Source organism: Prevotella sp. MGM2, from assembly GCF_002933955.1.
Lineage (GTDB): Bacteria > Bacteroidota > Bacteroidia > Bacteroidales > Bacteroidaceae > Alloprevotella.
The window spans coordinates 1-24,788 of the sequence record NZ_BEWW01000293.1; the positions used below are offsets into that span (position 1 = coordinate 1).

Below are 24,788 nucleotides of genomic sequence, written 5' to 3' on the forward strand. Positions count from 1 at the left end.
CCTGATACCGGTCGTTGAAATAGTTGTTGTCAAACGTGAATCGCAGTGGTACGCGGCGTATGATGAAGGCTGGCAGTTCTTTGGCCGGTCGTCCCCATTGTTTTTCGGTGTAGCCTTTGATGAGGCGTTCGTAGATGTCGCGGCCGCATAGTTTCAAGGCTTGTTCCTCAAGGTTTTCCGGCTGTGTGATGTTGTCAAACTCCCTTCGTTGTGCTTCAATTTTGGCGCGTGCCTCTTCCGGTGTTTTTGTTCCCCACAACTGGTAGAACGTGTTCATGTTGAAAGGCAGGTTGTAGAGGCGTCCGCCGTAAGCGGCCAGGGGCGAGTTGGTGAAACGGTTGAAAGAAACCTGGCGGTTGACGTATTGCCACACCTGTTCGTTGTCGGTGTGGAATATATGTGCGCCGTATTCATGTACGGCTATTCCTTCAACGTTACGGCAGTAGAGGTTGCCTCCCGCTGTGTTCCGCCGGTCCACAACGAGGCAGCGCCTGCCGGCCTGTCGGGCTTCGTGGGCAAAAACCGCACCGAAGAGGCCGGCTCCTACTATGAGATAGTCATATTCCTTAACCATGTGTTCGGAGGAGTGGATAAAAGGCATGGGCCTTCCGTGTTGTCATTGGCGGGCGGCGGTTCAGATTTTGTCTTTTCCGCGGGTAAATTTCTGCCAGTAGTATTTGAGAGGGTTTTTATACTTCAACTGTTTCCAGGGCCGGCTTTGGTGCGGACGGTGAATGACTGGCAGATTGGTGAAAAGATAGTTTTTCAGTCCGCATGAAAGAGATTCGTGGGATATGGTGACGTCAAACCAGTCTTTGCCGGGGTTGAGTTGTGTGAAGTCGCATCGCCGCAGGAGTTCCGGCGTAAGCAGCGAGCAGCAGAAACTCTGGTGCTTGCGGTTGTCTATGACCTGGTTCTCGCGTCCTTTGGCGTAGAGGTAGGGATAGTTGATCTTTCCCGCTTCGTCTACGGTTACGGCCGCCGCTATGCCGCAGTCGGGGCGTGCGAGGGCTTCGTCGTAGAGGCGCTGAAGGGTGTCGGAGCTTACCGTCACGTCGCTTTCCACGATGCACAGGCCGGCGTCGGCTTCCAACGCTTTACGCTGTGCTTCCTGAAGTACCAGCAGGTAGTTGGGCGAGGGATGATCCGTCAGTTCGTCCAGGTGTACGAGGTTGAAGTTCATCAGATAGGCGGCCTGACTGAGAAGGAGTGCGTTTTCAGGTGTGCTGAAATCGTCATATACCGTATAGGTGTGGGGTACGCTGATGTCAGACGACACGACGGCACGTATGGTGTCCTGAGCCGTGTCGATGGCATCTTTCACAGGCGTAATGATATGCAGTTGTTTCATAATGGGAGGAGTAGGGGAGTTTGTGAGGAACAATATGGCTTGTGCGCCTCATAGCGCGTCGCCGTTTTCATCATAGTTCTGAAAGAGGAAGTCGTTGTAAGGATACTTCTGCACGTGCAGTTGGCGCACACGCTGGTATATGAGCGTTTTCAGCGCGTCGATGTTGAGGCGCTCGCGGGCGGAAATAAAGATGCAGTCTTCCCCCATGCGCCCCATCCATGTGTTTTTGAGCTGTTCGAGCGAGATGTTCTCTTTCGTGGCGGGCGTGAGGTCGTCAGGTTCTTTCTCCGTCCAGGTGTAGGCGTCCGTTTTGTTGAAGACGAGCAGCTGCGGCTTGTCCGAACAGCCCAAGTCAAGCAAGGTTTTGTTCACCACCTCAATCTGTTCCGTAAAGTCAGGGTGCGACACATCCACGACGTGTATCAGCAGGTCCGCCTCGCGCACTTCGTCGAGCGTGCTCTTGAAGGAGTCCACCAGGTCGGTGGGCAGCTTTCGGATAAAGCCTACCGTGTCGGCCAGCAGGAACGGCAGGTTATCGATGATGACTTTCCGCACGGTGGTGTCGAGTGTGGCAAAGAGTTTGTTTTCGGCAAACACTTCGCTTTTGGCCAGAAGGTTGATAAGTGTGGACTTGCCCACGTTAGTGTATCCCACGAGCGCCACACGTATCAGGCGGCCGCGGTTTTTGCGTTGTGTCGTTTTCTGGCGGTCAATGTCGGCCAGCCGTTGCTTGAGCAGTGCCATCCGGCCCAGAATAATGCGGCGGTCCATTTCAAGCTGTGTTTCGCCCGGTCCGCGCAGCCCCACCGATCCTTTGCCGCCTCCGCCGCCCGATCCGCCGCCTTGGCGTTCGAGGTGCGTCCACAGGCGTTGCAGGCGCGGCAGCATGTAGCGGTATTGCGCCAGTTCCACCTGTGTCTTGGCGTTGGCCGTTTGCGCGCGCATGGCGAATATGTCGAGAATGAGGCTGGTGCGGTCGAGGATTTTCACTTTCAGTTCGCGCTCGATGTTGCGCAACTGCTTGGCGGAGAGCTCATCGTCGAAGATGACCATGCCCACTTCACGCTCGGCCTCTTCTTCGGCTTCGATGTAGCGGCGTATTTCCTCAAGTTTTCCTTTACCCAGATAGGTCACCGAGCTCGGGCCGTCCAGCCGCTGCGTGAAGCGTTTCACGGCAACGGCGCCCGCCGTTTCGGCCAGAAATTCCAGTTCGTCCAGATATTCCGCCGTTTTGCGCTCGTCCTGGTTTTTGGTGATGAGGGCCACCAGTATGGCGGTTTCCGCTTTGGCTTCCGATTGTATGAATTCTTTCATGTTTGTCTTATGATATATGCAAAGATAGTGCAAATGCTTGAGGAAATGAAGCAAACCGGTTTGTTTTTTTGATTTTTTCAGGACATGACGCTCTTTTTGACGATTGTTGGGCGAGGCTCCGCGTCGTTGCGGCCGGCGGTCGGCGGAGTTGGAACTGTGTTCCGATTTAACATATTTAACTTTTCGCAACACTTTGGCATGTTAAAATATAGGTTGTAAGCGTAGCAATATTGAAAGTCCTTATTGGATTTTTAACACGAATACTTGGAATTTCAACTCCGATACGGGGAGTTTTTGAAAAAATATGGTGTTTTTCTCATGAAAAAGGCCTGAAAAACACAGAAAAAGCGGGACTTCCCATTGGAAAGCCCCGCTCCGCTGTTACAAAGATACGATATTTTCCGGCGGAAAGCAAGAAATGTTAAAACGGCCGATCGGGCGGTTACAGCCGGCAATGTCCAAATAAATGTGTACTTTTGCCGGAAACATTCATCCTGTCAGTTTTTTTCATGAAAACGGCTTCGTATAACCATATACTCAAATACACCGGACTGCTCGGCGGCGTGCAGGCGCTCTATATCGTCATGGCCGTTTTGCGCAACAAACTCACGGCGCTGCTGGTGGGAGCCGTCGGCATGGGGCTGGCCGATCTTTATTCGCGTGCGGTCGAACTGCTGTCGAACGCCTCCAACCTCGGTCTGTATATGAGTGGAGCGCGCACGCTGGCCGGACTTTGCGGAGAGGGACGCTGGCGCGCCGTGCGCCACGGTGTCTGCCTGTTGCGCACGTGGGTAGCCTATGCCGCCGCGCTGGGAGCGTTGCTCACAGTGGCCGTCTCGCCGCTCATGAGCCGCTTCGCCACGGGCGACTATGGCGCTACGGCAGCTTTTGCCCTGCTGGCTCCTGCTGTGGCCCTCTCGGTGCTCACCGGCGGAGAGATGGCCGTGCTCAAAGGCTGCGGACGCCTGCGGCGGCTGGCACAGGCGTCGGCGGGAGGCGCTGTTTGTACGCTGCTCGTTGCCGTGCCGCTCTACTGGTGGCTGGGGTTGCGCGGCGTTATTCCCGTCATCACGGCTGTAGCCGCCGCCACCTTCCTGATTTACCTGCGCGCCGCCACCCGCGAATGCCCTTACCGCATAGCTCCGTTGCATCGCCGGTTCGTGAGCCGGGGAGTGCCGTTGCTGCGGTTAGGGCTGGCTTATGTCGTGGCCGGCGTCATGGCTTCGGGGGCCGAGATGGCTGTCAGGAGCGGACTGATGAACTCTGGCGGCGGGCTGAAAACGGTGGGGCTCTACGCTGCAGGTCTGACGCTCACCGTGAGTTACGTGCGCATTCTTTTCATGTCGATGGACGCTGACTACTTTCCGCGTCTTTCCGGGCTTGTGCACGAACGCCGCCGCATGAATCTCACGGTCAACCGGCAGACGGATGTGCTGGTGGCCTTCGCCGCCCCCTTTCTCATACTCTTCGCCCTGGCCCTGCCTTTGCTGGTGCGTCTGCTCTACACGGCAGAGTTCATGGCCGTAGTCCCCATGGCCCTCTGTGCCGTCGGGTTCATGTTTTTCAAAGCCCTGTATACCCCCATAGCCTATCTGCCGCTGGCGGCGGGCCACGGCACGGTATTCGTGGTGATGGAGTTGATCTATAATGTGCTTTTCGCCTTGTCTGTAATCGCCGGTGCGCGATGGGGCGGCTTGGCCGGCGCCGGCGCGGGACTGGCGCTTTCAGGAGCGATCAACCTCGCCATGCTGTGGGCCGTCTATGCCCGTCGTTACGGTTTCCGGCTGCGCGTCGCTACTCTCCGCCGCTCTGCCGGCCTGCTGCTCTGTCTGACCGCCGGTTTGGCTGCTGCCGCGCAAACGGATCTGTCCGTGCGCCTCGCGGGAGGGATCGCGGCCTGTCTGCCGGCCTGTCTGCCGGCCTGGCATCTGCTGCGGCGCCAAACTGCGGCGGGAAATGCCTGGCGTAACCTGCTGCATCGGCGCAAGCACTGAAAATCATTAACTTCTCATTCCGTAAGAGCCAAAACGGCTTCGTATGCAAAAAAATACGGCGAAATCGGGCGCGGATGCTCAGTTCTTATTACCTTTGCACGCCTCAACGCACGCCGGTATGGACGCCGGAGCTCAACATCTAATAATCATCATCTTAAACCCAAACAGCGTTCTGCCATGAATAGTTGGTTTGAACAAACCCTGCTTTCCACTTCGGCCGTACAGGCCGTCATTGTTATCAGTCTTATATGTGCCGCCGGCCTGGCCTTGGGCAAATTGCGTGTGCGTGGCATCAGTCTGGGCGTAACCTACGTGTTTTTCATCGGCATCCTGGCCGGTGCGCTAGGCCTTCGGCTCGATGCCCAAATGCTGGCCTACGCCGAAAGTTTCGGTCTCATCCTTTTTGTCTATATACTGGGTCTGCAGGTCGGCCCCGGCTTTATAAGTGCCTTCCGGCAGGGGGGGGGCAAACTCAATCTGCTGGGGTTGGGCGTAGTGGGACTCAGTACGCTCATAGCCTTGACGGCCGTATGGGCGGGATGGGTGCCCTTGCCCGATATGATGGGGGTACTCTGCGGGGCTACCACCAATACGCCCGCACTCGGTGCGGCGCAGCAGACGTTCAAGCAGTTCGGCGACACGGCTGCCAGCTCGACCGCTGCGCTCGGTTGTGCCGTCACTTATCCCATCGGAATGGTGGGAGTTATCATTGCGCTCATCATCATGCGCGGCTGGCTCATGCGGCGCGACCGCTCCAACGAGAGCGACGGCAAGGCCGACGAGGCCTACATCGCCTCTTTCATCATTTGCAACCCCGCTGTTTTCCATCAGCGCCTGCACGATTTGGCCGATTTGGGTGAAGGTAAGAAATTTGTAGTCTCGCGGCTTTGGCGCGACGGTAAGGTTATTTTACCCAATGCCGACACCCTGCTTGAGGAGAACGACCGCATTTTGGTCATCACTACGGCCGGAGCGCTGAAACGGCTCACGGTGTTTTTTGGCCGTCGTGACGAGAAGGACTGGAATAAGGAGAATATCGACTGGAACGCTCTGGATTCACATCTGGTGTCGGAACGTATTCTCATCACCCGTTCCGAAATCAACGGCAGACATCTCGGATCGCTCCATCTCCGCAACCGTTACGGCGTGAACGTGAGCCGCGTGCAACGGTCGGGGATACAGCTGGTGGCCACGCCGGAACTGACGCTCCGTATGGGCGACAGGCTCACCGTGATAGGAGAGGCCGACAGCCTGAAACGTGTGGCGGATGAACTGGGCAATACCGTCAGACGGCTGGATGAACCCAACATGGTTACCATTTTTATCGGTATTGTTCTGGGACTTCTTCTGGGGTGTGTGCCCGTAAGCGTGGGGCTTAATACGCCGGTGCGCCTCGGCCTGGCCGGCGGTCCTATCATTATGGGCATACTCATCGGTGCGTTCGGACCGCGATTCCACATGGTGGCCTATACCACGACAAGCGCCAACCTTATGTTGCGCTCGTTGGGACTGTCTATGTATCTGGCTTGTCTGGGACTGGACGCCGGAAAGGATTTCCTTGACACCGTTATGCAGCCCGCCGCTCTCGGATGGATAGGGCTGGGGGCTGTCATTACCATACTGCCTGTTGTTGTCATGAGTATAGTAGCTGTGCGTTGGTATCGGAAATCATTTGCCGCAACGGCGGGCATGCTTTGCGGAGCAATGGCTAATCCGATTGCGTTGGACTATGTGAACGATACCCTTCCGGGCGACAAATCCTCGGTGGCTTATGCTACGGTGTATCCGCTTGCCATGTTCTTGCGTGTCATCATCGCACAGGTTGTCGTGATGTTGTGGATGGAGTAACTGTGTTTTGATAATATTTGCTTGCATTGGGGACTTGTTTTATATTAGTAATAGCGAAGCGGAAACTTTTGTAGAGAAGTCCCGCTTCTGGCATTGTTCTGCCAAAAGCGGACGAACAGTTTTAAAGGCGTTTTTTAGAAAAAAAGTTCCCATTCACAATTTGAAATCCAAGTATTCGCCTCCTGATCCGGATACCGACATCTCCTTTTTCAATGCTTAAAATTAGGAAAAACGCCTTCCGCAATGTAATGACAGGTTAAAAGTCTTAAAGTGAAAAAGTGCTTATAAAGTAGCTTATTACCCCTAAAAATTGCAAAATAAGGGGCAATGCTTCCGTTTTGGGAAATTAATGTGTATTTTTGCAGAGCGTATACACTTATAATTATTGACATCTTTTTGACTTCAGCTTCTATTTTTTATATAATATGAAGAGAAAACAATCATCGCTGCTGTCGGCAGCCGTTGCGTTAATCATTTTATTGACAAACGCTTGCAATACGGATAGTACCTATGATGTGGCATCATCGGGCGACTGCATCGTGACAGCCGCAACCCTGGGTACACTTTACAGGGAAACTACGGCTAAAACTCCTGACGGCCGCGACACAACCTACCGTGCCGCCGTTACCGGAGCGCTCTATCCGCTACATATAGACCAGGTGAACAACCGCATCTATAATACCGATTCGCTACCCACAGCTACGGAAGTGGAACGCACGGTATTCTCCATATTTAATGTGGCGGGTATTGCTGCCATCCGTTCTATTGCCACTGGGCAGGATACCCTTTTTGTTAAGACGGACTCTACCGATTGTTCGGTGGAACGCTTTATTACCGTATATTCTTCAGACAGTCAGTCAAAACGGATTTATTCGCTGCAATTGAATGTTCATCGCGAAGAGGCCGATTCTTTTGTCTGGCGGACTACGCAGACCGCCGACGCGGCGCTGCAATCGTTGGGCGCAGCGCCGATGCGTCTCGTTCATCGTAAGGCCGATGGCGCCATGCTGGCCTACGGACAGGAAAACGGACATGTTGTAGTCGGCGTGCTGGCTTCGCCGACCGCCGCATGGGAAAAATATGAACTGGCGGCCGCCATTGATCCGCAGTCGGTCGTGGCATCCAAAGACGGGAAAAACTTCTATGCTCTTACATCCACGGAACTGCTGGCGTCAGCCGATGGGGTGACATGGCACGCAACCGGTAGCCTGTTGCGTCCTGATGCACTTGTCGTTTGCGGAACTACGCTGCTTGTGGGTCTGAAAGACGGCAGTTTTGTGAGTTCTGCCGATGGTGGGCAGACTTGGCAGACCGATGGTGCGGACGAGCCGGAATATCTGCCTCTCACTGATGTATGCGGTGTGGCTGTAACATCGAGAACTGACAATACTTTTGAAGACTTTGTGGTGACCGGCAAGCGTGCTGATGGTAAAGCCGTGGTATGGCGACGTACTGTCGACTTGGCGGGAGAAGAAATTTATGAGTGGTATTATCTTCCCGAAATGAGCGGATCGCCTTATAATTGCCCTGTTCTTAAAGAACCGTTGCTGTTTGTGTATGACGGTGTTACCTATATGGCCGGACTGACGGCTCAGGATCATGTCGCTCCGCTTTATGAAAGCCGTGACAACGGAAGAACCTGGAAAAAAAGCGAACTGTCACTTCCTGCTAAGGGTGGTCCCACGCACATGGCTCTTGCCGTGAGCAAAGATAATTTCATCTGGGTGGCCGATGGTATGACGGGAAATTTGTGGCGCGGGCGTTATAACCGCATGGGATGGCAGCAGGCGCCCACAGTTTTCGATTAGATATAGAAATCCATACACATCTACTGTCAGACATATATTTCACATGAACCGGCTTCATCGTTTTATCGCTTGTTTGTTTCCGCTGCTTCCGGCACTGGGGCTGACAATGGCGGCAACGGCGCAGGAAGAAGTGGAGTATCGTCGTGAGATCGGGGCTGCGGCGGGTGTGAGTTTCTCGCTGACGGATGTCAATTCGGTATGGTACGGTAATACCAATTTCTCAGGTGGTGCTGTCGTGCGTTTTCTCCTTAATCCGCGCATGGCGGTAAAGACTTCCCTGACGTATGCCCGTTTAAGCGGTGCTACATCCGGCATGAAGGACTTCTTTCCGGTTGATCCTGATTGGCCGGGTATGGAACAGCTCAAATTCAAGGCCGACGGCGGAATCGTAGATCTGAGTGCCGTATATGAACTGAATTTCCTGCCTTATGGCTACACGCAAGGCTATCAGGGTTACAAACGTTTCGTACCATATATTCAAATGGGGCTTGGCCTGACTTATGCAGATGCAGGAAAAGTTTTCACTATGAATGTTCCCATTGGCGCAGGATTGAAATACAAAATAGCGCCACGTCTTAATTTGGGATTGGACTGGTTGTTTCATCTGACACTAAGCGATAAACTCGAAGGACTGGAAGCTCCGTTGGGCATTAAATCGTCAGGTTTCAGAAATAAAGACCATTACGGTATGACGCTGCTGACGCTGACTTATGACATTTCGCCCAGGTGTCCGACATGTAACCGCGATGAGTGAACAAGACCGGTCGTATTATATTATTAGATGTAGAAATAACTTCAAGGACATGATGTCTGAACAACATATAACCTCTGGCAGCGGCAAGGCTGCTATCCATATTCCCAGGCATGTAGCCATCATCATGGACGGAAACGGACGGTGGGCAAAAGCACGCGGTCTGAATCGTAGTATGGGGCATCAGCAAGGCGTGGAAACTGTCAGGGAAATAACAACGCTGGCCTCCGGACTAGGCATTGAATACCTGACTCTTTACACTTTTTCAACAGAGAACTGGAACCGTCCGCCAGAGGAAGTGGCTGCATTGATGTCGCTCATACTCACGGCTATGGAAGAGGAACTGTTCATGAAGAATAATGTGAGAATGCGCACTATCGGCGATATACAGCGGTTGCCTGAAGAAGTGCGTGAGGCTATTGTGGGGCTGGAACAGCGTACGGCCGGAAATACAGGCATGACAATGGTTATAGCTTTGAGTTATTCCGCTCGGTGGGAACTGACGCAGGCGGCGCAAAAAATCGCGCGGAGAGTTGCACAAGGAACATTGTTGCCGGAAAACATTACGGAAGAAACCGTCAGTCGCGAACTTTCTACCAGTTTTATGCCTGATCCCGACTTGCTTATCCGGACTGGCGGTGAAGTGCGTTTGAGTAACTACCTATTGTGGCAGTGTGCCTATTCGGAACTGTATTTCTGTAACACCTTCTGGCCGGATTTCGGTGAAACTGAATTTATGAAAGCCTTGGCGCAATACCAGCACCGCGAACGGCGCTACGGTAAAACCAGCGAACAGGTGGCAAACGATAACAACGAACAAACATATTCCTAAAATAGAATCGTTCCTGCGATTCTTCTACGACATAAATCCCAAGAAACGAACAGAAAAACAATGAAATATCTCAGCCGAATTATCCTGCTTACGCTGCTGGCGCTGACAGTTGCAAACTCACAGGCACAAGACTATGTGCCTGTGCAGGTGAAACCTAACATCACGTATACGCAAGACCGCACACGATATGTATTGGGCGGATTGGCCATAGATGGTGCAGATGACTTTGATGAGGAGTCACTTTTGAGTGCTTCCGGACTGATTGTAGGCGAAAGTTACGATGTGCCGGGAGAGGATATCAGCGAAGTCATACGCCGGTACATGCAGCAGAAATTGTTTTCAAACGTACGCATCGAGGCCGACAGCATTGTAGGAGGAAAAATATATCTGCATATCTATCTGACGCCGCAACCGCGTATTTCAAGTATCAGTTATTCCGGCGTTAAAAAAGGAGAACGTGAGGAAATTGAAAAGCAATTGGGACTGCAGGTAGGTAGCCATATAACTCCCAATATGGTGGACAGGGCTAAATTCATTATTAAGAATTATTTTGAACAAAAAGGATTTAAGAATGCCAGCGTTGAGATTATACGCCGTGATGATGTGACTGCAAACAACCGGGTTCTCGTAGATATCAATATTACAAAAAATGAAAAAATAAAAGTCAGCAAAATCTTCATCACAGGCGTAGACCGGCAATATGTGAAGAAATTAAAGCGTGCGATGAAGAAAACACATGAGAAAAGTTTGGTGAACATCTTTCGCTCTAAGAAATTCTTGCCTGAGAAATATGATGAAGACAAAGGTTTCCTTATAGATAAGATGAACTCATGGGGCTATCGTGACGCATTGCTGAAAAACGACAGTGTGCAAACTTTGGACGATGCACACGTTAATATATATATAGATATGCATCAGGGACCGAAATATTACTTACGTAATGTGGAGTGGGTTGGTAATACGGTCTATCCTTCCTCTGTGCTTGAGAATTTGCTGAAGATGAAGAAGGGTGATGTCTATAATCAGGAACTCCTTCAAAAGCGTCTCTATGTGGATGATGACGCCGTAGGTAATCTTTATTATAATAACGGTTACGTTTTCTATAATCTTGATCCTGTTGAAATCAATGTGGACGGTGACTCCATTGACTTGGAAATGCGTATCAATGAGGAGCAGCAGGCCACCTTCAATAATGTGCGGATTTCCGGTAATGACCGTGTTTATGAAAATGTCATTCGTCGCGAATTGCGCACCAAACCGGGCGATCTTTTTTCAATGGAGGCTATCAAACGTTCCGTTATGGATTTGGCCAATATGAATCAGTTTGATCCGGAGTATCTGCAAACCGAAATATTCAAGAATATTAAACCGGATCAGGCTAACGGCACGGTAGATATAACCTATCCGCTTGTTACGAAAGGCGGCGATCAGGTAGAACTTTCTGCAGGTTGGGGACAGACTGGTATTGTGGGACGTGTCGGATTGAAGTTTACAAACTTCTCAATCCAAAACCTTTTCGGACGCGGTTCCAAACGTGCCGGCTTTATTCCTCAGGGTGATGGCCAGACCCTCTCTTTGAGCGGACAGAGCAACGGTACCTATTACCAGAGTTACTCGCTCTCATTCCTTGACCCGTGGTTTGGTGGCAAGCGCCCGACGCAGTTCTCTTTCTCGCTCTATTATTCCAAACAAAGCGATATCAATTCCAACTATTACAGCAGCTATAACAGTATATACAACAATCTTTACGGTTACGGAACGAACAGCAGTTATTATGATTACAGCAATTATTATGAGCCTGACAAGTATGTGAAACTTTTCGGTATGTCCGTGGGCTTTGGCAAGCGTCTGCGATGGCCCGATGACTATTTCATGTTCATGGCGGAACTGTCTTATACGCGTTACAACCTGAAATCATGGCAATACTTCCTGATAACAGACGGTAATTGTAACAATATAAACCTTTCGCTCTCTGTCAATCGTTCATCCGTCAACCATCCTTTCTATCCGAGTTCGGGTTCGGATTTTTTGGCTTCGGTTACGCTTACGCCGCCTTATTCGCTTTGGGACGGCCGTAACTACAAGAATCTGGCAACCAATTACAACAGTTCCAATTATCAGCGTGAAGCACAGGAAAAATACCGTTGGATTGAATATCATAAATGGAAAGTTAAATTCCGTACGTTCACAGCTCTCTCCAATGCCCCTCTCAAAACACCAGTGCTCATGACGCGTGCCGAATTCGGCATACTCGGTGCTTACAACCGCTATAAGAAATCGCCTTTCGAAACTTATTATGTAGGTGGTGACGGGATGTCGGGCTATAGCACCGGATATGCTACCGAAACCATCGGTTTACGCGGTTATGACAACGGTTCTTTGGCCGGTAATAACGGGCAGAACGCTTATGCCTATAGTCGTATGACGCTTGAATTGCGTTACCCTCTGATGCTCGAAACGTCAACCAGCATGTATGCCTTGGCTTTTGTTGAAGGCGGTAATGCCTGGTCGGATGTCAAACGTTTTAATCCCTTCAATATGAAGCGTTCGGCGGGTATCGGTGTGCGCATTCTGTTGCCCATGGTCGGTCTGATGGGTATTGACTGGGCTTATGGTTTCCAGAAATATATCAATGGTGTTAAAGCCGGTGGTCCACAATTCCACTTCATTATAGGACAGGAATTCTAAGTCTTCAGGTAAAAATATAAATAATCGGACAGGCTGGCGCATTACCTTTGATGCGAAGAAAGCATATTGGCATGTCTGGCCTGAATCATCCTAAAAACAAAAAAACTATGCGAAAAATCATTTTCTCCCTCCTCGTGGCTTGTGCCGGTTTCATCACGGCCTCTGCCCAGAAGTTTGCCCTCGTAGACATGGAGTATATTATGAGCAACATACCTGCTTACGAACGTGCCAGCGAGCAACTCAACCAAGTTTCAAAGAAATGGCAGGCCGAAGTCGAAGCCCTCGACAATCAGGCCAAAACTCTCTATAAGAACTATCAGAATGAAGTTGTCTTTCTCAGTGAGGCACAAAAAAAAGAACGCGAGCAGGCCATTGTAGATAAGGAAAAAGAAGCGGCCGAACTCAAGAAAAAGTATTTCGGGCCTGAAGGCGAACTTTATAAAAAGCGTGTGTCGCTCATCGAGCCCATACAAGATGAAATATATAACGCGGTGAAGGGCATTGCCCAGTCAAAGGGATTTCAGCTCATTCTGGACCGTGCCTCTGAATCTGCCGGAATCATTTTTGCCTCCCCCGCCATTGATATCAGCAACGAGGTATTGGCCAAATTAGGCTATTCCAATTAATTTGTTTACCTTTGCCCCTGTTTGCAACGGTAAGTGAAGTCTCGTCTTCATAGTGAAAAACCGTTGTACGCCAAGTGAAAATATACGAAAATAACAAATCAACCAATAAGTCATGATTAAGAAAATTCTATTGATGGTGCTTTTCATCGCACCGTTGGGCCTTGCAGCTCAGAAGTTCGCTACTTTCGATTATGCCACCGTTATGCAGGCTATGCCCGAAACGAAGAAAGCACAAACCGAACTTGAATCGTTGAACAACCAGTACAGAACGGAGTTGCAGAACATGCAAAAGGAAATCCAGACGAAGATGGAGAAGTACGAAGCGGAAATCAACGATAAGACACCGGAGAATATCCGCACGCGCCGTGCTCAGGAAATTCAGGAAATGCAACAGCGTCTTCAGCAAGCCTACGAAGACAATACCAAGAACTTCCAGGATGAAGAGACCAAGAAAATGCAACCCATCATCCAGAAGGTTATTGATGCTGTCAATGCTGTTTCAAAAGAAGGCAACTACGTCTATATAATAGATAAAGCCTCCTCCCAAAATGCCGGCATATTCGTAAACACCGCCCTCAACGAAGACGTTACGAATAAGGTCTTGGCCAAACTCGGCCTTTCCGCCTCTGCTGCCACACCGGCTACTCCCTCAACGATGAAATAAGTCATTGTAAAGACCACATAAAAACTTAGGAACTGCCGGACGATGCTTTTCGCTCCCAGTTCCTAAGTTCTTTTTTTGCAGTGTGAACAAGCCGGCCTTTCACCGTCTCAATTCTTTTGCCCATGTCCCGCATCCTTTCTTTGCCATTGTTCCTTCTCCTATTGGCAACGACTGTACAGACAGCGACTGCCAATAACCTGCATTATACAACAGAACCGGCCGATACTGTTGCACCCGATAGTTTGCCAAACAATAGTGTCCTTGGCAAAGGCAGTAATGTTTCTGCCATAGTGCCTGTCTTGCAGGATTCCGCTAAGGCAGTCATAGTCAGCCGCCTTAATGCCTTAACGGGTGAAGAACTCTTTAAGCACAGCCAATTAGGACTTTATGTGTATGACCTTACGGCAGATACCCCAGTTTTCGGCTGTGGCCAAGACCAGCAGTTGCGTCCGGCCTCGTGCGAAAAGATTGTAACAGCCGTGACTGCGCTCTCGAAATTGGGGCCCGACTACCGGTACCGTACCCAGTTGCTAACCGACGGCAAGCCGGCCGACAGTTTGCTCAACGGTAATCTCTATTTGCGTGGCGGTTTCGACCCGCTCATCGGCAATAGCGATGTAAAACTCCTGGTTGGAACGTTGAAAGAGCAAGGCATCACCCATATTAGCGGTGACCTTGTGTTTGACCGTACATTCAAGGACACGGCCTCTAAAGGTTGGGGATGGTGTTGGGATGATGACGACACGCCGCTCACGCCCATGCTTTACAACGCCCGGCCGGGCTTGGAAAAGTATTTTTCTGAAGCTTTGAAAAACGCAGGTATAGTCCTGCAAGGGCGCCAGTGTTATGGTACCGTGCCTCGCCGTGCCGAATTGTTGACCGAGCGCATGCACACCGTCCGGCAGGTTCTGCCACACATGATGAAACAAAGCGACAATCTTTTTGCCGAAACCCTGTTTTATCAGCTTGCAGCTTCCGACGGCCGCCATTATGCCGGCCGCCAACGTGCCGTACATCATATAGAGGATTTGCTCAGCAGTCTGGACATTGATGCCGGCACCTATCAGATTGCAGACGGCAGCGGGCTGTCGCTCTATAATTATCTGACCCCGCGCCTGCTTGTGGCTCTTTTACGCCATGCCCATGCCAATGCCGGCATTTATCGGGAACTCTTGCAGGCTTTGCCTGTGGCCGGTCGTGACGGTACGTTGCGTCGCCGCATGACCTCCGGTTCAGCCCATGGTAATGTACGGGCCAAGACCGGTACGCTGGAAGGGGTCATCACCTTGGCTGGCTACTGTACGGCCGTCAACGGCCATCTTCTCTGTTTCGCCATTATGAATCAAGGCATTCTGAAAGGTTCCGTGGCACGCCGTTTTCAAGACCGTGTCTGTCAGGCTCTGACAGAATGAATGTCTCGGATATTTTAAAAGAACCGAAGAAAAAAACTTCCATGTCGGTCCTATGAGAAAGGCCAATCTCCTGTGTATTTATTGAAAACCGTCCATTTTCAGATACTTATATGTAAAAAACAAAAACATGAGACGCTCATATTTCAATTCTCTTAAATACGTCTTTGTGGCGTTGACCGTTTTGCTGCTGCTTTCCGTCGGTAGCGCGTTCTTCCTGTTGAACTACGCTCTTACTCCTTCCCACGACGGCCGTAATGTGGAACAATCATGGCAGGACATGTATCGGACATATCCTGATGTGAAAAACTGGAGCGACAGTCTGCGCCATTGCAAGGCTTTGCGCGACACCTTCATCACGGCTCCCGACGGTATCCGTCTGCATGCCTACTACGTGCGCGCCGCCCGCCCCACCCGCCGGACGGCCGTTATTGTGCATGGTTATACCGACAATGCCGTCCGCATGATGATGATCGGGCGCATGTATGGTCATGATTTGGGTTACAATATACTCCTGCCTGATTTGCGTCGGGCCGGTCAGAGCGATGGCAGCCACATACAGATGGGGTGGCTCGACCGTCTTGACGTGGCGCGTTGGGTTAGTGCCGTACCCCGGCTTTTCGGCGATACGGCTACGGTGGTGGTTCATGGTATCTCCATGGGAGCCGCCACAACAATGATGCTGTCAGGCGACAGTCAGCCTCAGTATGTGCGTGCCTTTGTCGAAGACTGCGGCTATACGGATGTCAAGGCCCAGTTTACCAAGGAGATTTCCGAGCGTTTCCATCTGCCCTCCTTCCCGCTCATTCCTTTGGCCTCCGCTTTGTGCCGCCTGCGCTATGGATGGAGTTTCGATGAGGCCAGTGCGTTGAAGCAGGTGAGCCGCTGCCGTCTGCCTATGCTTTTCATACACGGCTCGGCCGATACCTATGTGCCGACGTCCATGGTGAACGAACTTTATGCTGCCAAACCCGCTCCCAAGGCATTATGGGTGGCTCCGGGTTCCGCTCATGCTATGTCTTACCACGATTATCCGCAGGAATACACCTCCCACGTAGCCTGGTTCTTGCGTTCTCTGATGTGACAGGCAAGAGGCATGTTTAGCCCTGTGGGGTACTCGTCTTCTGTTCCTGTAGTCTACGTACAGAAACGGAAACAGTTGTGCCGGAGAAATATTTTATGAGTTGTTTTTGCGCCAACCGGTCTGTTCCTATAATAAGAACAGACCGGTTGGCCGTATAGGAACAAGTATGTTACGTTCAGAACTTATTCGCCGGCCTTTCGGCGGGGTGTGACTGTTCCGGCTGATAATCCTGTCTCATCGTGCCGGCTCATGATTCTCTTTTGGCTGTAATCACCACCCGCCGCCCGTCGGCCAGCGTTGTGGCAAACCAATGAGCCGTACCGCCTTCCTTCACCTTGAGGCGTCGGCGGAGTTCGGCCACTGTGGAGGGGAAGTTGCGCACGGCAATGTTGGCACGCTCGCCGGTGGCGCAAAGTGCGCGGAGTTCCTTTTTTGAAAAACCATATATCCCTTCTACGGCGAATGTGCGGCCGGGAAAGTCTTTTACCGGTGTGGCAGCCGTGTAGAGATGGCTGTTGGGATGAAGTTTTTTCAGTCCGAAACGTTCCGATATGAGGCGGAACGCCCCTGCTTTCATCAATGCCGCTCCGGGTTCGAAGAGATAAGTTTCCACCTCTCCGGCCCACGTCACCAGTGCGGTCTGCTCGTCCTCCGGAGCGTAGTTGAAGCGGCAGCTGCCATCGGCTACGCAGACCTGCTTTCCGCCGTTGTCATTGCGCAAAACGAGCAGCAGTTCCTTGCATTCGCCGCCCGCCGCCACGATGTGCACCTCGGCCACGCTGTGTCCTATCGCCGCTATGGCGCGGTGTATGTCGAGCATGGGTGAAAGTTTCACAACGGCTATGCGGCATTTTGCCATGATGAGTGGCAGAAGCGATACGACGTCGGGCGTGCAGTCCTCGATGAGCACGGTTTTCCGGCCGGCGGCGTCACGGCGCGCAGGGTCGATGAAAATCAGGTCGGCCGGCGGCATTTGTCGGAGGTAGTCCTCTCCGTCGGCACAGACGACCTCGGCCGTTTCCAGCCCCAGAAGCGGAAAGTTGTGCCGTGCCAGCCGGCACAGTTCTTCCTGACGTTCCACGTAGACCGCCCGCGAGAAATGCCGCGCCATGAAAGAGAAGTCCACGCCCAGTCCGCCGGTAAGGTCTGCCATCGTTCCGCCCTCGGGCAGCAGACGGGTTACCGTTTCGGCCTTGTAGCGTGCTGCCGTTTCGCCGGAACATTGCTCAAGCGAAAGGCGCGGCGGATATTCCAGCCCGTCTGTCTCGGTCCACGAAGGCACTTTCGCGCGCAGGCGCTGCCACCCCTCAATCTGTTGCAACAGGTAGGGAGCTTCGGGAATTTTCCGGTTGGCCAGTGTCAGAGCCAGTGTGTTGAGGTCGTCTTCGCGGTGTTGTCTGATAAAAGCGTGCATGTTTCAGGAAGGTTGGCAAAATGATTGAAAGGGGAGGGCCGTCATCTGATGACCTTGTAGTATTTCCGTGCCGTAGCCCGCGACTTGAAATTGAAGTGCCACCACTCTGTGCTGAGCACCTTGAAGCCTGCCGCTGCCATTACGCGGCGCAGCAGTCGGCGGTTTTCCAGAGCTTCGGCGCTCAGGCGCCCTTGCGCGGCATTGCCCGCTTCCGTCTTCACATGGGCCAATGGTCCCAGATGGTCAATGACGGTCCCCATCGTCAGGGTGTCGCCTGTGTCCGCGTGGCAAAGAGTCACGTCAACGGCAAGACCGTAGTTGTGGAGGCCTCCGCCGTTGCGCGGATTGCTCACATAGATGCTTTTGGAGGTGCCGCGCACCACGTCGTACATTTTCTGCTGCACCGACATGGGGCGGGCGGCATCATACACCTTCAGGCTGAGGTCGGGCCTCAGGCGCCGCAGTTCGGTCTGTGCGCGTTTCAGTGCCCGGGCGGCTTCGGGATGAAGATAGGCGTGGTGCAGGTCGGTATAGAGCACACGTCCTGTGAAATTGTCGGCCCGGCCATACATCAGGCTGACATGAAGGGTAGGGTCTACACTTCTCACCTCTACCAGTCCCTGGCGTTCCATGGCCAGTTCGGCCGCTGTTTTCTTTTGGGCCTCAACTGGTAACGGCAGGCAGAACCAAAGGACAGAAAGGAGTAAATATGGTTTCATGGCAAGTGGGGTGTGAATGAAGCTGGACTGCCCCGGCTGGCTCTTTCCGCATCCTGCCGCAGCCGTCCGTCCGGCAAAGTTAGTACAAACCGCTGTAATTTGCCGATTCCTTTCGGTTAAGTTGTCATCCGTTCCCGTTTTGTCTTGAAAAAAGGCGGAGAAAGGCTGTTTTCGATATTCGGCACTTTAACATTTTTAACCTTCCGTAACGTTTCGGAGTGTTAAAACATAGATTGTAAGTAATGTGGAAGAAAAAGTCAGTATCGGAATTTCAACTCGAATACTTGGAATTTAAATTCCAATACGGGGAATTTCGGGAAGAAATATGCCGGTTTTCTGTTTAATTCCGGCTGAAAAACACTGAAAAAGCGGGACTTCCGTGTGGAGAGTCCCGCTTGGCTGTTACAAAGATACGATGTTTTCCGCTGGAAAGCAAATAGTGTTAAAATCGTATTCCAGCGGAAAAACGATGCCCCGTCAGGCTGTTGGCGCCTTTTCGGGAAAGGTGCTTTTCTCACACGATGCCCTGCGCCATGATGGCACTGGCCACTTTCATGAAGCCTGCTACGTTGGCGCCGCGCACGTAGTTTACCGTTCCGTCGGGTTGTGTGCCGTATTTCACACACTGGGCGTGGATGTCCTCCATGATGTGGTGCAGGCGCTGGTCCACTTCTGCGGCCGACCACGTGAGATGCTGCGAGTTCTGGGTCATTTCGAGTCCCGACACCGATACGCCGCCGGCGTTGGCCGCCTTGCCCGGCGCGTAAAGGATGCCGGCCTTGAGGAATGCCTCGACAGCATCCGGCGTAGAGGGCATGTTGGCGCCTTCTGACACGGCAATGACGCCGTTCTGCAGGAGCAGGATCGCATCGTCGCCGTCCAGTTCGTTCTGTGTGGCCGACGGCATGGCAATGTCGCACTTCTCGGCCCACGGACGTGCGCCGGCTACGTATTTTACGCCGGGATATTGCTCGGCATATTCATAGATGCGGCCGCGATAGAGGTTTTTCAGTTCCATGATGTAGTCGAGCTTTTCGCGGGTAATGCCGTCAGGATCGTAGATGTAGCCGTCGGAGTCGGACATGGTAACGGGCACGGCACCCAGTTCGATGAGTTTCTCTGCGGTGTATTGCGCCACGTTGCCGGAGCCGGAAATACATACGCGCTTGCCTTTAATGTCGATGCCGCGTGTTTTGAGCATTTCCAGCAGGAAGTAGACGTTGCCGTAACCGGTGGCTTCGGGGCGGATAAGCGATCCTCCGAAAGCCAGTCCCTTGCCGGTGAGGGTGCCGGTGTTCTCGCGTGCCAGTTTCTTGTACATACCATACATGTAGCCTACTTCGCGGCCGCCTACACCGATGTCGCCGGCCGGCACGTCAGTGTCAGGTCCGATGTGTCGCCACAGCTCTGTCATAAAAGCCTGGCAAAAGCGCATCACTTCGGCGTTTGACTTGCCGCGCGGCGAGAAGTCGGAGCCGCCCTTCGCACCGCCCATCGGCAAGGTGGTGAGTGAGTTCTTGAACGTCTGTTCGAAAGCCAGGAACTTGAGGATGCCGAGGTTTACGGAACTGTGGAAACGGATGCCGCCTTTGTAGGGGCCGATGGCGTTGGAGTGCTGCACTCGGTAACCCATGTTGGTCTGCACGCGGCCTTTGTCGTCGGTCCATGTTACGCGGAACGACATGATTCTGTCAGGTATGCAGAGACGTTCTATCAGGTTGGCCGATTCAAATTCGGGATGACGGTTGTATTCCTCTTCAATGGTTTCAAGCACTTCACTTACGGCTTGTATGTATTCCGGCTCTCCCGGAAAACGCCGTTTCAACATTTCAATGACTTCAATGGCTTTCATTTGTTTTATAAATTAAGTTGTTGTCAATTCCGTTTATTACAATTTATGAATTTATTATTCGAAATCGTTGCAAAGATACATATAAATATTAAATAAATAAGCAAAAAGTTATTTGTTGTACGTTTTTTTATCACATAGATGCGTTTTTTTTTGCTTCTCCTGTCTCTTCTCAGCGTGACGGCAAGTGAAAAAAACGCCATACCAACAGGTAAGGCATTTCTGTGAAAGGTTGGAAATCATATTCCATTTATTCCAAAAAAATCCCTGCAATGCCGGACATTGCAGGGACAAAATGAAATAAGAAACCGCCTTATTGGTGTGCCTCCACCCATTTCCGGGCATTGACAAAGGCTTCTATCCATGGTGTCACCTCGTCGGTGCGGCGGCCGGCAGGGTAGAAGGCGTTCTGCCAGGGGTAGAACGCACGTTCCAAATGGGGCATCATGGCCAGATGGCGGCCGTTGGCGCTGGCAATACCGGCTACGGCATAGTCCGAACCGTTGGGATTGCCCGGATAGGCTTCATGATTGTATTTCAATACGACGTTGTAGTTGTCCTCGGCGAGAGGCAGGCTGAACTTACCCTCTCCGTGGGCCACCCAAATGCCGAGACGATCGCCCGAAAGCGAACCGAACATCACGCTGCGGTTGGTGGGCACCGTAACGCCTACGAAGGCGCTCTCGAACTTGTGGGAGTCGTTGTGAAGCATGCGGGCGCGCTCCTGATGCTCGGGGTTGATGAGGTTCAACTCTATCATGAGCTGGCAACCGTTGCAGACGCCCAGCGAAAGCGTATCCTCGCGGGCATAGAAGCGGTCGAGGGCTTCTTTGGCCTTGGGGTTGTAGAGGAAAGCACCGGCCCATCCCTTGGCTGAACCGAGGACGTCGCTGTTGGAGAAACCGCCGCAGAACACGATCATGTTGACATCGTCGAGCGTCTCACGGCCGGCTATAAGGTCGGTCATCATGACGTCTTTCACATCGAAGCCGGCAAGGTAGAGGGCATAGGCCATCTCGCGCTCGCCGTTGGTGCCTTTCTCGCGGATGATGGCGGCACGGATGCCGCTTGGCGTGCGGCGGTCGGGATTGATGCCGAATTGGGCGAATGTACCGGTAAATTCCGGACGAAGGTTGAATTCCAACGGTTGCTGCTTGTAGTTTTCATAACGCAACTTGGCCTGTCCGTTCATGCTCTGCTTTGTGTCGAGGAGATAAGATGTTTCGTACCAGATGTCGCGAAGATAGTCAATGCCGAACTGATAGGTGGCACCGTCCTTTTCTACCAGAATATGGCGTTCGTCTGTCGGCTGTCCTAGCTTAACGGCTGCAATGCCGGCGGCTTCGAGCGTTTCCTCAAAGGCTTTCTTGTTTTTGTCGCTTACCTGTACAATCACGCCGGGATTCTCGGCAAAGAGGGCTTTCACCAGGTCGGCGTTCTTGAAGTCATCGAGGGATATTTCCAAACCGCCGTCGGTGTTGGCGAAACACATCTCCAGAAGACACGTGATGAGACCGCCTGCCGAAATGTCGTGGCCGGCCATGACGAGTTCCTTTTCCACCAGCTCCTGCACGGCGTTGAAGGCATTGCGGAAGTATTCGGGATTCTTTACCGTGGGGACATCGGAGCCGATGAAGCCGAGGCTTTGTGAGAATGCCGAACCGCCGAGGTGCAGATCATCGAATGAGAAGTCGATGTGGTAAAGCGCTGATTCCGGCTCGTTGACAACAACGGGCGACACTACTTTGCGTACGTCGCTTACTTCACCGCCTGCCGACACGATTACCGTTCCCGGCGAAATGATCTTTTCGCCGCCGGGGTATTGTTGTGAGAGGGAAAGTGAGTCTTTGCCTGTGGGGACATTTATCTGAAGGGCGCAGCAGAAGTCGCTCAGGGCTTCCACTCCGCGGTAGAGGCGCGTGTCCTCTCCCTTTTGCGAACGGCATGGCCACATCCAGTTGGCCGAGAGCGATACGCTGTCGAGGCCTTCGGCCAGAGGAGCCCAGACGATGTTGGTAAGACTTTCGGCCACGGAGAGTACCGAACCTGCCGCGGGGTCGGCCAGTCCGGCCTGTGGGGCGTGTCCGATGGCGGTGGCTATACCCTTTCGGCCGCGGTAGTCGAGGGCTACGACGCCGCAGTCGGAAAGCGGGAGCTGAAGTTCACCCTGTGTCTGCTGGCGGGCCACCTTTCCGGTTACGGAGCGGTCCACTTTGTTCGTCAGCCAGTCTTTGCAGGCTACGGCCTCCAGTTGCAGCACATTGTTGATGTAGGTGTCCAGTTGTGTTACATCGTAGGGGGCGTCCTTGTAGCGGCGTTCCACGGTTTCGTCCACCATGACGGTTTTGGGCGAATGGCCGAACATCTGCGCTACGTCGAGGTCGAAGGGACGCTGTCCGTCGCCTTGCTGGAAGGCGAAGTGGGCGTCGCCGGTTGTTTCGCCCACAACGTACATCGGTGCGCGTTCGCGCTCGGCTATGCGGCGGACGTGTTCAAGGTGTTCCTCCTGTATGAGCAGGCCCATGCGTTCCTGGCTTTCGTTGGCAATGATTTCCTTGGCCGAGAGGGTGGGGTCGCCCACGGGAAGCTGCGTCATGTCGATAAGGCCGCCGCATTCCTCCACCAGTTCGGAGAGGCAGTTGACGTGTCCGGCCGATCCGTGGTCGTGGATGCTGACTACGGGGTTGACGTCTTCTTCGCAGAGGGCACGTACCAGGTTGTTGGCGCGCTTCTGCATTTCGGGGTTGGCGCGTTGCACGGCGTTCAGTTCGATGCCGCTGGAGTAACGGCCCGTATCGACAGAGCTGACGGAGCCGCCGCCCAGTCCGATGCGGTAGTTGTCGCCGCCCACAACCACTACTTTGTTACCTTTCTTCGGTGTGCCTTTCAGGCAGTCGCGCTTCGTGCCGTAGCCCACGCCGCCGGCCAGCATAATCACTTTGTCATAGCCATATTTCTCGCCGTTTTCCTGATGTTCGAACGTGAGCACGGAACCGGTGATCAGCGGCTGGCCGAACTTGTTGCCGAAGTCAGAGGCGCCGTTTGAGGCTTTGATGAGTATTTGCTCGGGTGTCTGGTAAAGCCATTGGCGGACGGGCAGGATGTCTTCCCAGCTGCGGCCGCCGTCGAGGCGCGGATAAGCCGTCATGTAGACAGCCGTGCCGGCTATGGGCCATGAGCCTACGCCGCCGCCCATTCTGTCGCGGATTTCGCCGCCTGTTCCCGTCGATGCACCGTTGAAAGGTTCCACGGTGGTGGGGAAGTTATGTGTTTCGGCCTTGAGCGAGATGACGCTCTCTATGTCTTTCACCACAAAGAAGTCGCTTGTGGAGTGGTCCTGCGGTGCGAATTGTTCCACCACCGGGCCTTCGGCAAAGGCCACGTTGTCCTTGTAGGCCGAGATGATTTTGTGCGGGTGCTCCTGCGTGGTCTTCTTGATCATGGCGAAGAGCGAGGAGGGCATTTCCTGTCCGTCGATGATGAACGAGCCGCCGAATATCTTGTGACGGCAATGCTCGGAGTTGACCTGTGCGAAACCGAACACTTCCGAGTCGGTGAGTTGGCGGTCCAGTTGTTTCTCCACTCCGTGCAGGTATTCTATCTCGGCCGGAGAGAGGGCCAGTCCTTCCTGCTCGTTATAAGTCTCGAGGTCTTCTATGTAGAGGATGGGGGCAGGCTTGATGTCGATGGTGAAGATGCTTTGGTCCAGTCCGTCATACATGCGCTGGAGCATCGGGTCATGTTCCGCGTCGGCCGAAGCTACGGGAAAATACTCCTCTATACGCGCAATGCCGTGGAGATTCATGTTTTGCGTAATCTCTACGGCATTGGTGCTCCAGGGAGTTATCATTTCGCGGCGCGGACCTACGAACCAGCCTTTCAGCGTTTCACCTTCTTCAAGAACGGCGTCGCCATAGAGCCAGCAGAGTTCCTTCACTTCATCGGCCGAGAGCTGACGGTCCACTTCCGTGGCTATGACGCTCTTTTGCGGAGTTCTAAAAAACAATATCATATATTTGCAGAATTTTAATGATTTCTTTAGCCGCAAAAATACGAAGAATTTATGATATTAACCCTCTTTAAGCGATTCCTTTGAGGGCGGGTGCGGCATTTTAATGTGGAAGTTCTGAAAAAACAATGCCGGTAGGGGCAAAATCATCCGTCCGACTTTAACATATTTAACTTTCCGCAACACTCCGGAGTGTTAAAACATAGGTTGAAAGTAGTGAAGGAGAAAAAGTCCGTACTGGAATTTTAACTCGAATACTTGGAAATTAAATTGCAATACTTGGAGTTTTCATTGGAAATACGATTGAAAAACAATAAAAAGCACCTCAAAAACGCAGGCGGAGCGGGACTTCCCGATTAAAAGTCCCGCTCCGCTATTACAAAGATACAACATTTTTCACCGGAAAGCAAGAAATGTTAAAATGGCTC

The 24,788-nt window shown here is 52.5% G+C and carries 17 protein-coding genes; 10 read left to right on the forward strand and 7 right to left on the reverse strand.

Annotated features, from left to right (window positions below; all coding sequences use genetic code 11):
- From C5S62_RS10145 to hflX, 3 genes are all read right to left on the reverse strand, one after another.
- Nucleotides 1-601, reverse strand: a 601-nt coding sequence (locus C5S62_RS10145; RefSeq protein ID WP_223301214.1) for an NAD(P)-binding protein, incomplete at its 3' end; no start/stop codon positions are given.
- Nucleotides 602-634: 33 nt separating this feature from the next.
- Nucleotides 635-1,351, reverse strand: coding sequence for a family 2 glycosyl transferase (locus tag C5S62_RS10150; protein WP_104405271.1), 717 nt, complete (start codon nucleotides 1,349-1,351; stop codon nucleotides 635-637).
- A gap of 48 nt (nucleotides 1,352-1,399) precedes the next feature.
- Nucleotides 1,400-2,665, reverse strand: a complete 1,266-nt coding sequence (gene hflX, locus C5S62_RS10155) for a GTPase HflX (RefSeq protein ID WP_104405295.1) — start codon at nucleotides 2,663-2,665, stop codon at nucleotides 1,400-1,402.
- 476 nt (nucleotides 2,666-3,141) lie between these two features.
- Here hflX and C5S62_RS10160 point away from each other — a divergent pair, with 476 nt between their 5' ends.
- The 10 genes from C5S62_RS10160 to C5S62_RS10205 all read left to right on the forward strand — a co-directional run bounded on the left by C5S62_RS10160 (nucleotide 3,142) and on the right by C5S62_RS10205 (nucleotide 16,369).
- Entirely contained in the window at nucleotides 3,142-4,659 is a 1,518-nt protein-coding gene (locus C5S62_RS10160) for an oligosaccharide flippase family protein (RefSeq protein ID WP_223301215.1), read from the forward strand.
- 177 nt (nucleotides 4,660-4,836) lie between these two features.
- Nucleotides 4,837-6,507 (forward strand): putative transporter, encoded by a 1,671-nt coding sequence (locus C5S62_RS10165; protein ID WP_104405273.1) that lies wholly within the window; start codon nucleotides 4,837-4,839, stop codon nucleotides 6,505-6,507.
- 425 nt (nucleotides 6,508-6,932) lie between these two features.
- Entirely contained in the window at nucleotides 6,933-8,315 is a 1,383-nt protein-coding gene (locus C5S62_RS10170; protein WP_104405274.1) for a DUF6242 domain-containing protein, read from the forward strand.
- Between the two features lie 43 nt (nucleotides 8,316-8,358).
- Nucleotides 8,359-9,069 carry a DUF6089 family protein gene (locus C5S62_RS10175; protein WP_104405275.1) on the forward strand — a complete coding sequence of 237 codons (711 nt, stop codon included), beginning with the start codon at nucleotides 8,359-8,361 and terminating at the stop codon, nucleotides 9,067-9,069.
- Between the two features lie 49 nt (nucleotides 9,070-9,118).
- A complete protein-coding gene (locus tag C5S62_RS10180; protein ID WP_223301216.1) occupies nucleotides 9,119-9,898 on the forward strand; it encodes an isoprenyl transferase in 780 nt (259 codons plus the stop codon).
- A gap of 60 nt (nucleotides 9,899-9,958) precedes the next feature.
- Nucleotides 9,959-12,586 carry an outer membrane protein assembly factor gene (locus C5S62_RS10185; RefSeq protein ID WP_104405276.1) on the forward strand — a complete coding sequence of 876 codons (2,628 nt, stop codon included), beginning with the start codon at nucleotides 9,959-9,961 and terminating at the stop codon, nucleotides 12,584-12,586.
- A gap of 107 nt (nucleotides 12,587-12,693) precedes the next feature.
- Nucleotides 12,694-13,212: an OmpH family outer membrane protein gene (locus C5S62_RS10190; RefSeq protein WP_104405297.1), complete on the forward strand. Its 519-nt coding sequence runs from the start codon at nucleotides 12,694-12,696 to the stop codon at nucleotides 13,210-13,212.
- A 112-nt stretch (nucleotides 13,213-13,324) separates the two neighbouring features.
- Nucleotides 13,325-13,876: an OmpH family outer membrane protein gene (locus C5S62_RS10195; RefSeq protein ID WP_104405277.1), complete on the forward strand. Its 552-nt coding sequence runs from the start codon at nucleotides 13,325-13,327 to the stop codon at nucleotides 13,874-13,876.
- Between the two features lie 122 nt (nucleotides 13,877-13,998).
- The gene (gene dacB, locus C5S62_RS10200) at nucleotides 13,999-15,288 is read left to right on the forward strand and encodes a D-alanyl-D-alanine carboxypeptidase/D-alanyl-D-alanine-endopeptidase (protein WP_104405278.1); all 1,290 of its coding nucleotides are present in this window, start codon (nucleotides 13,999-14,001) and stop codon (nucleotides 15,286-15,288) included.
- Between the two features lie 127 nt (nucleotides 15,289-15,415).
- Nucleotides 15,416-16,369: an alpha/beta hydrolase gene (locus tag C5S62_RS10205; protein ID WP_104405279.1), complete on the forward strand. Its 954-nt coding sequence runs from the start codon at nucleotides 15,416-15,418 to the stop codon at nucleotides 16,367-16,369.
- Between the two features lie 247 nt (nucleotides 16,370-16,616).
- Here C5S62_RS10205 and C5S62_RS10210 read toward each other — a convergent pair whose 3' ends face one another.
- The 4 genes from C5S62_RS10210 to purL form a co-directional block, all read right to left on the reverse strand.
- The gene (locus C5S62_RS10210) at nucleotides 16,617-17,783 is read right to left on the reverse strand and encodes a class I SAM-dependent methyltransferase (protein WP_104405280.1); all 1,167 of its coding nucleotides are present in this window, start codon (nucleotides 17,781-17,783) and stop codon (nucleotides 16,617-16,619) included.
- A 41-nt stretch (nucleotides 17,784-17,824) separates the two neighbouring features.
- Nucleotides 17,825-18,502 (reverse strand): M15 family metallopeptidase, encoded by a 678-nt coding sequence (locus C5S62_RS10215; RefSeq protein WP_104405281.1) that lies wholly within the window; start codon nucleotides 18,500-18,502, stop codon nucleotides 17,825-17,827.
- A 514-nt stretch (nucleotides 18,503-19,016) separates the two neighbouring features.
- Entirely contained in the window at nucleotides 19,017-20,354 is a 1,338-nt protein-coding gene (locus tag C5S62_RS10220; protein WP_104405282.1) for an NADP-specific glutamate dehydrogenase, read from the reverse strand.
- A gap of 310 nt (nucleotides 20,355-20,664) precedes the next feature.
- The gene (purL, locus tag C5S62_RS10225) at nucleotides 20,665-24,363 is read right to left on the reverse strand and encodes a phosphoribosylformylglycinamidine synthase (RefSeq protein WP_104405283.1); all 3,699 of its coding nucleotides are present in this window, start codon (nucleotides 24,361-24,363) and stop codon (nucleotides 20,665-20,667) included.
- Between the last annotated feature and the right edge of the window lie 425 nt (nucleotides 24,364-24,788).

Bases quoted from the DNA above. Each gene is read 5' to 3' on its own strand.
- C5S62_RS10150 (WP_104405271.1), bottom strand. From the start codon at position 1,351: ATGAAACAACTGCATATCATTACGCCTGTGAAAGATGCCATCGACACG.
- hflX (WP_104405295.1), bottom strand. From the start codon at position 2,665: ATGAAAGAATTCATACAATCGGAAGCCAAAGCGGAAACCGCCATACTG.
- C5S62_RS10165 (WP_104405273.1), top strand. From the start codon at position 4,837: ATGAATAGTTGGTTTGAACAAACCCTGCTTTCCACTTCGGCCGTACAG.
- C5S62_RS10170 (WP_104405274.1), top strand. From the start codon at position 6,933: ATGAAGAGAAAACAATCATCGCTGCTGTCGGCAGCCGTTGCGTTAATC.
- C5S62_RS10175 (WP_104405275.1), top strand. From the start codon at position 8,359: ATGAACCGGCTTCATCGTTTTATCGCTTGTTTGTTTCCGCTGCTTCCG.
- C5S62_RS10180 (WP_223301216.1), top strand. From the start codon at position 9,119: ATGATGTCTGAACAACATATAACCTCTGGCAGCGGCAAGGCTGCTATC.
- C5S62_RS10185 (WP_104405276.1), top strand. From the start codon at position 9,959: ATGAAATATCTCAGCCGAATTATCCTGCTTACGCTGCTGGCGCTGACA.
- C5S62_RS10190 (WP_104405297.1), top strand. From the start codon at position 12,694: ATGCGAAAAATCATTTTCTCCCTCCTCGTGGCTTGTGCCGGTTTCATC.
- C5S62_RS10195 (WP_104405277.1), top strand. From the start codon at position 13,325: ATGATTAAGAAAATTCTATTGATGGTGCTTTTCATCGCACCGTTGGGC.
- dacB (WP_104405278.1), top strand. From the start codon at position 13,999: ATGTCCCGCATCCTTTCTTTGCCATTGTTCCTTCTCCTATTGGCAACG.
- C5S62_RS10205 (WP_104405279.1), top strand. From the start codon at position 15,416: ATGAGACGCTCATATTTCAATTCTCTTAAATACGTCTTTGTGGCGTTG.
- C5S62_RS10210 (WP_104405280.1), bottom strand. From the start codon at position 17,783: ATGCACGCTTTTATCAGACAACACCGCGAAGACGACCTCAACACACTG.
- C5S62_RS10215 (WP_104405281.1), bottom strand. From the start codon at position 18,502: ATGAAACCATATTTACTCCTTTCTGTCCTTTGGTTCTGCCTGCCGTTA.
- C5S62_RS10220 (WP_104405282.1), bottom strand. From the start codon at position 20,354: ATGAAAGCCATTGAAGTCATTGAAATGTTGAAACGGCGTTTTCCGGGA.
- purL (WP_104405283.1), bottom strand. From the start codon at position 24,363: ATGATATTGTTTTTTAGAACTCCGCAAAAGAGCGTCATAGCCACGGAA.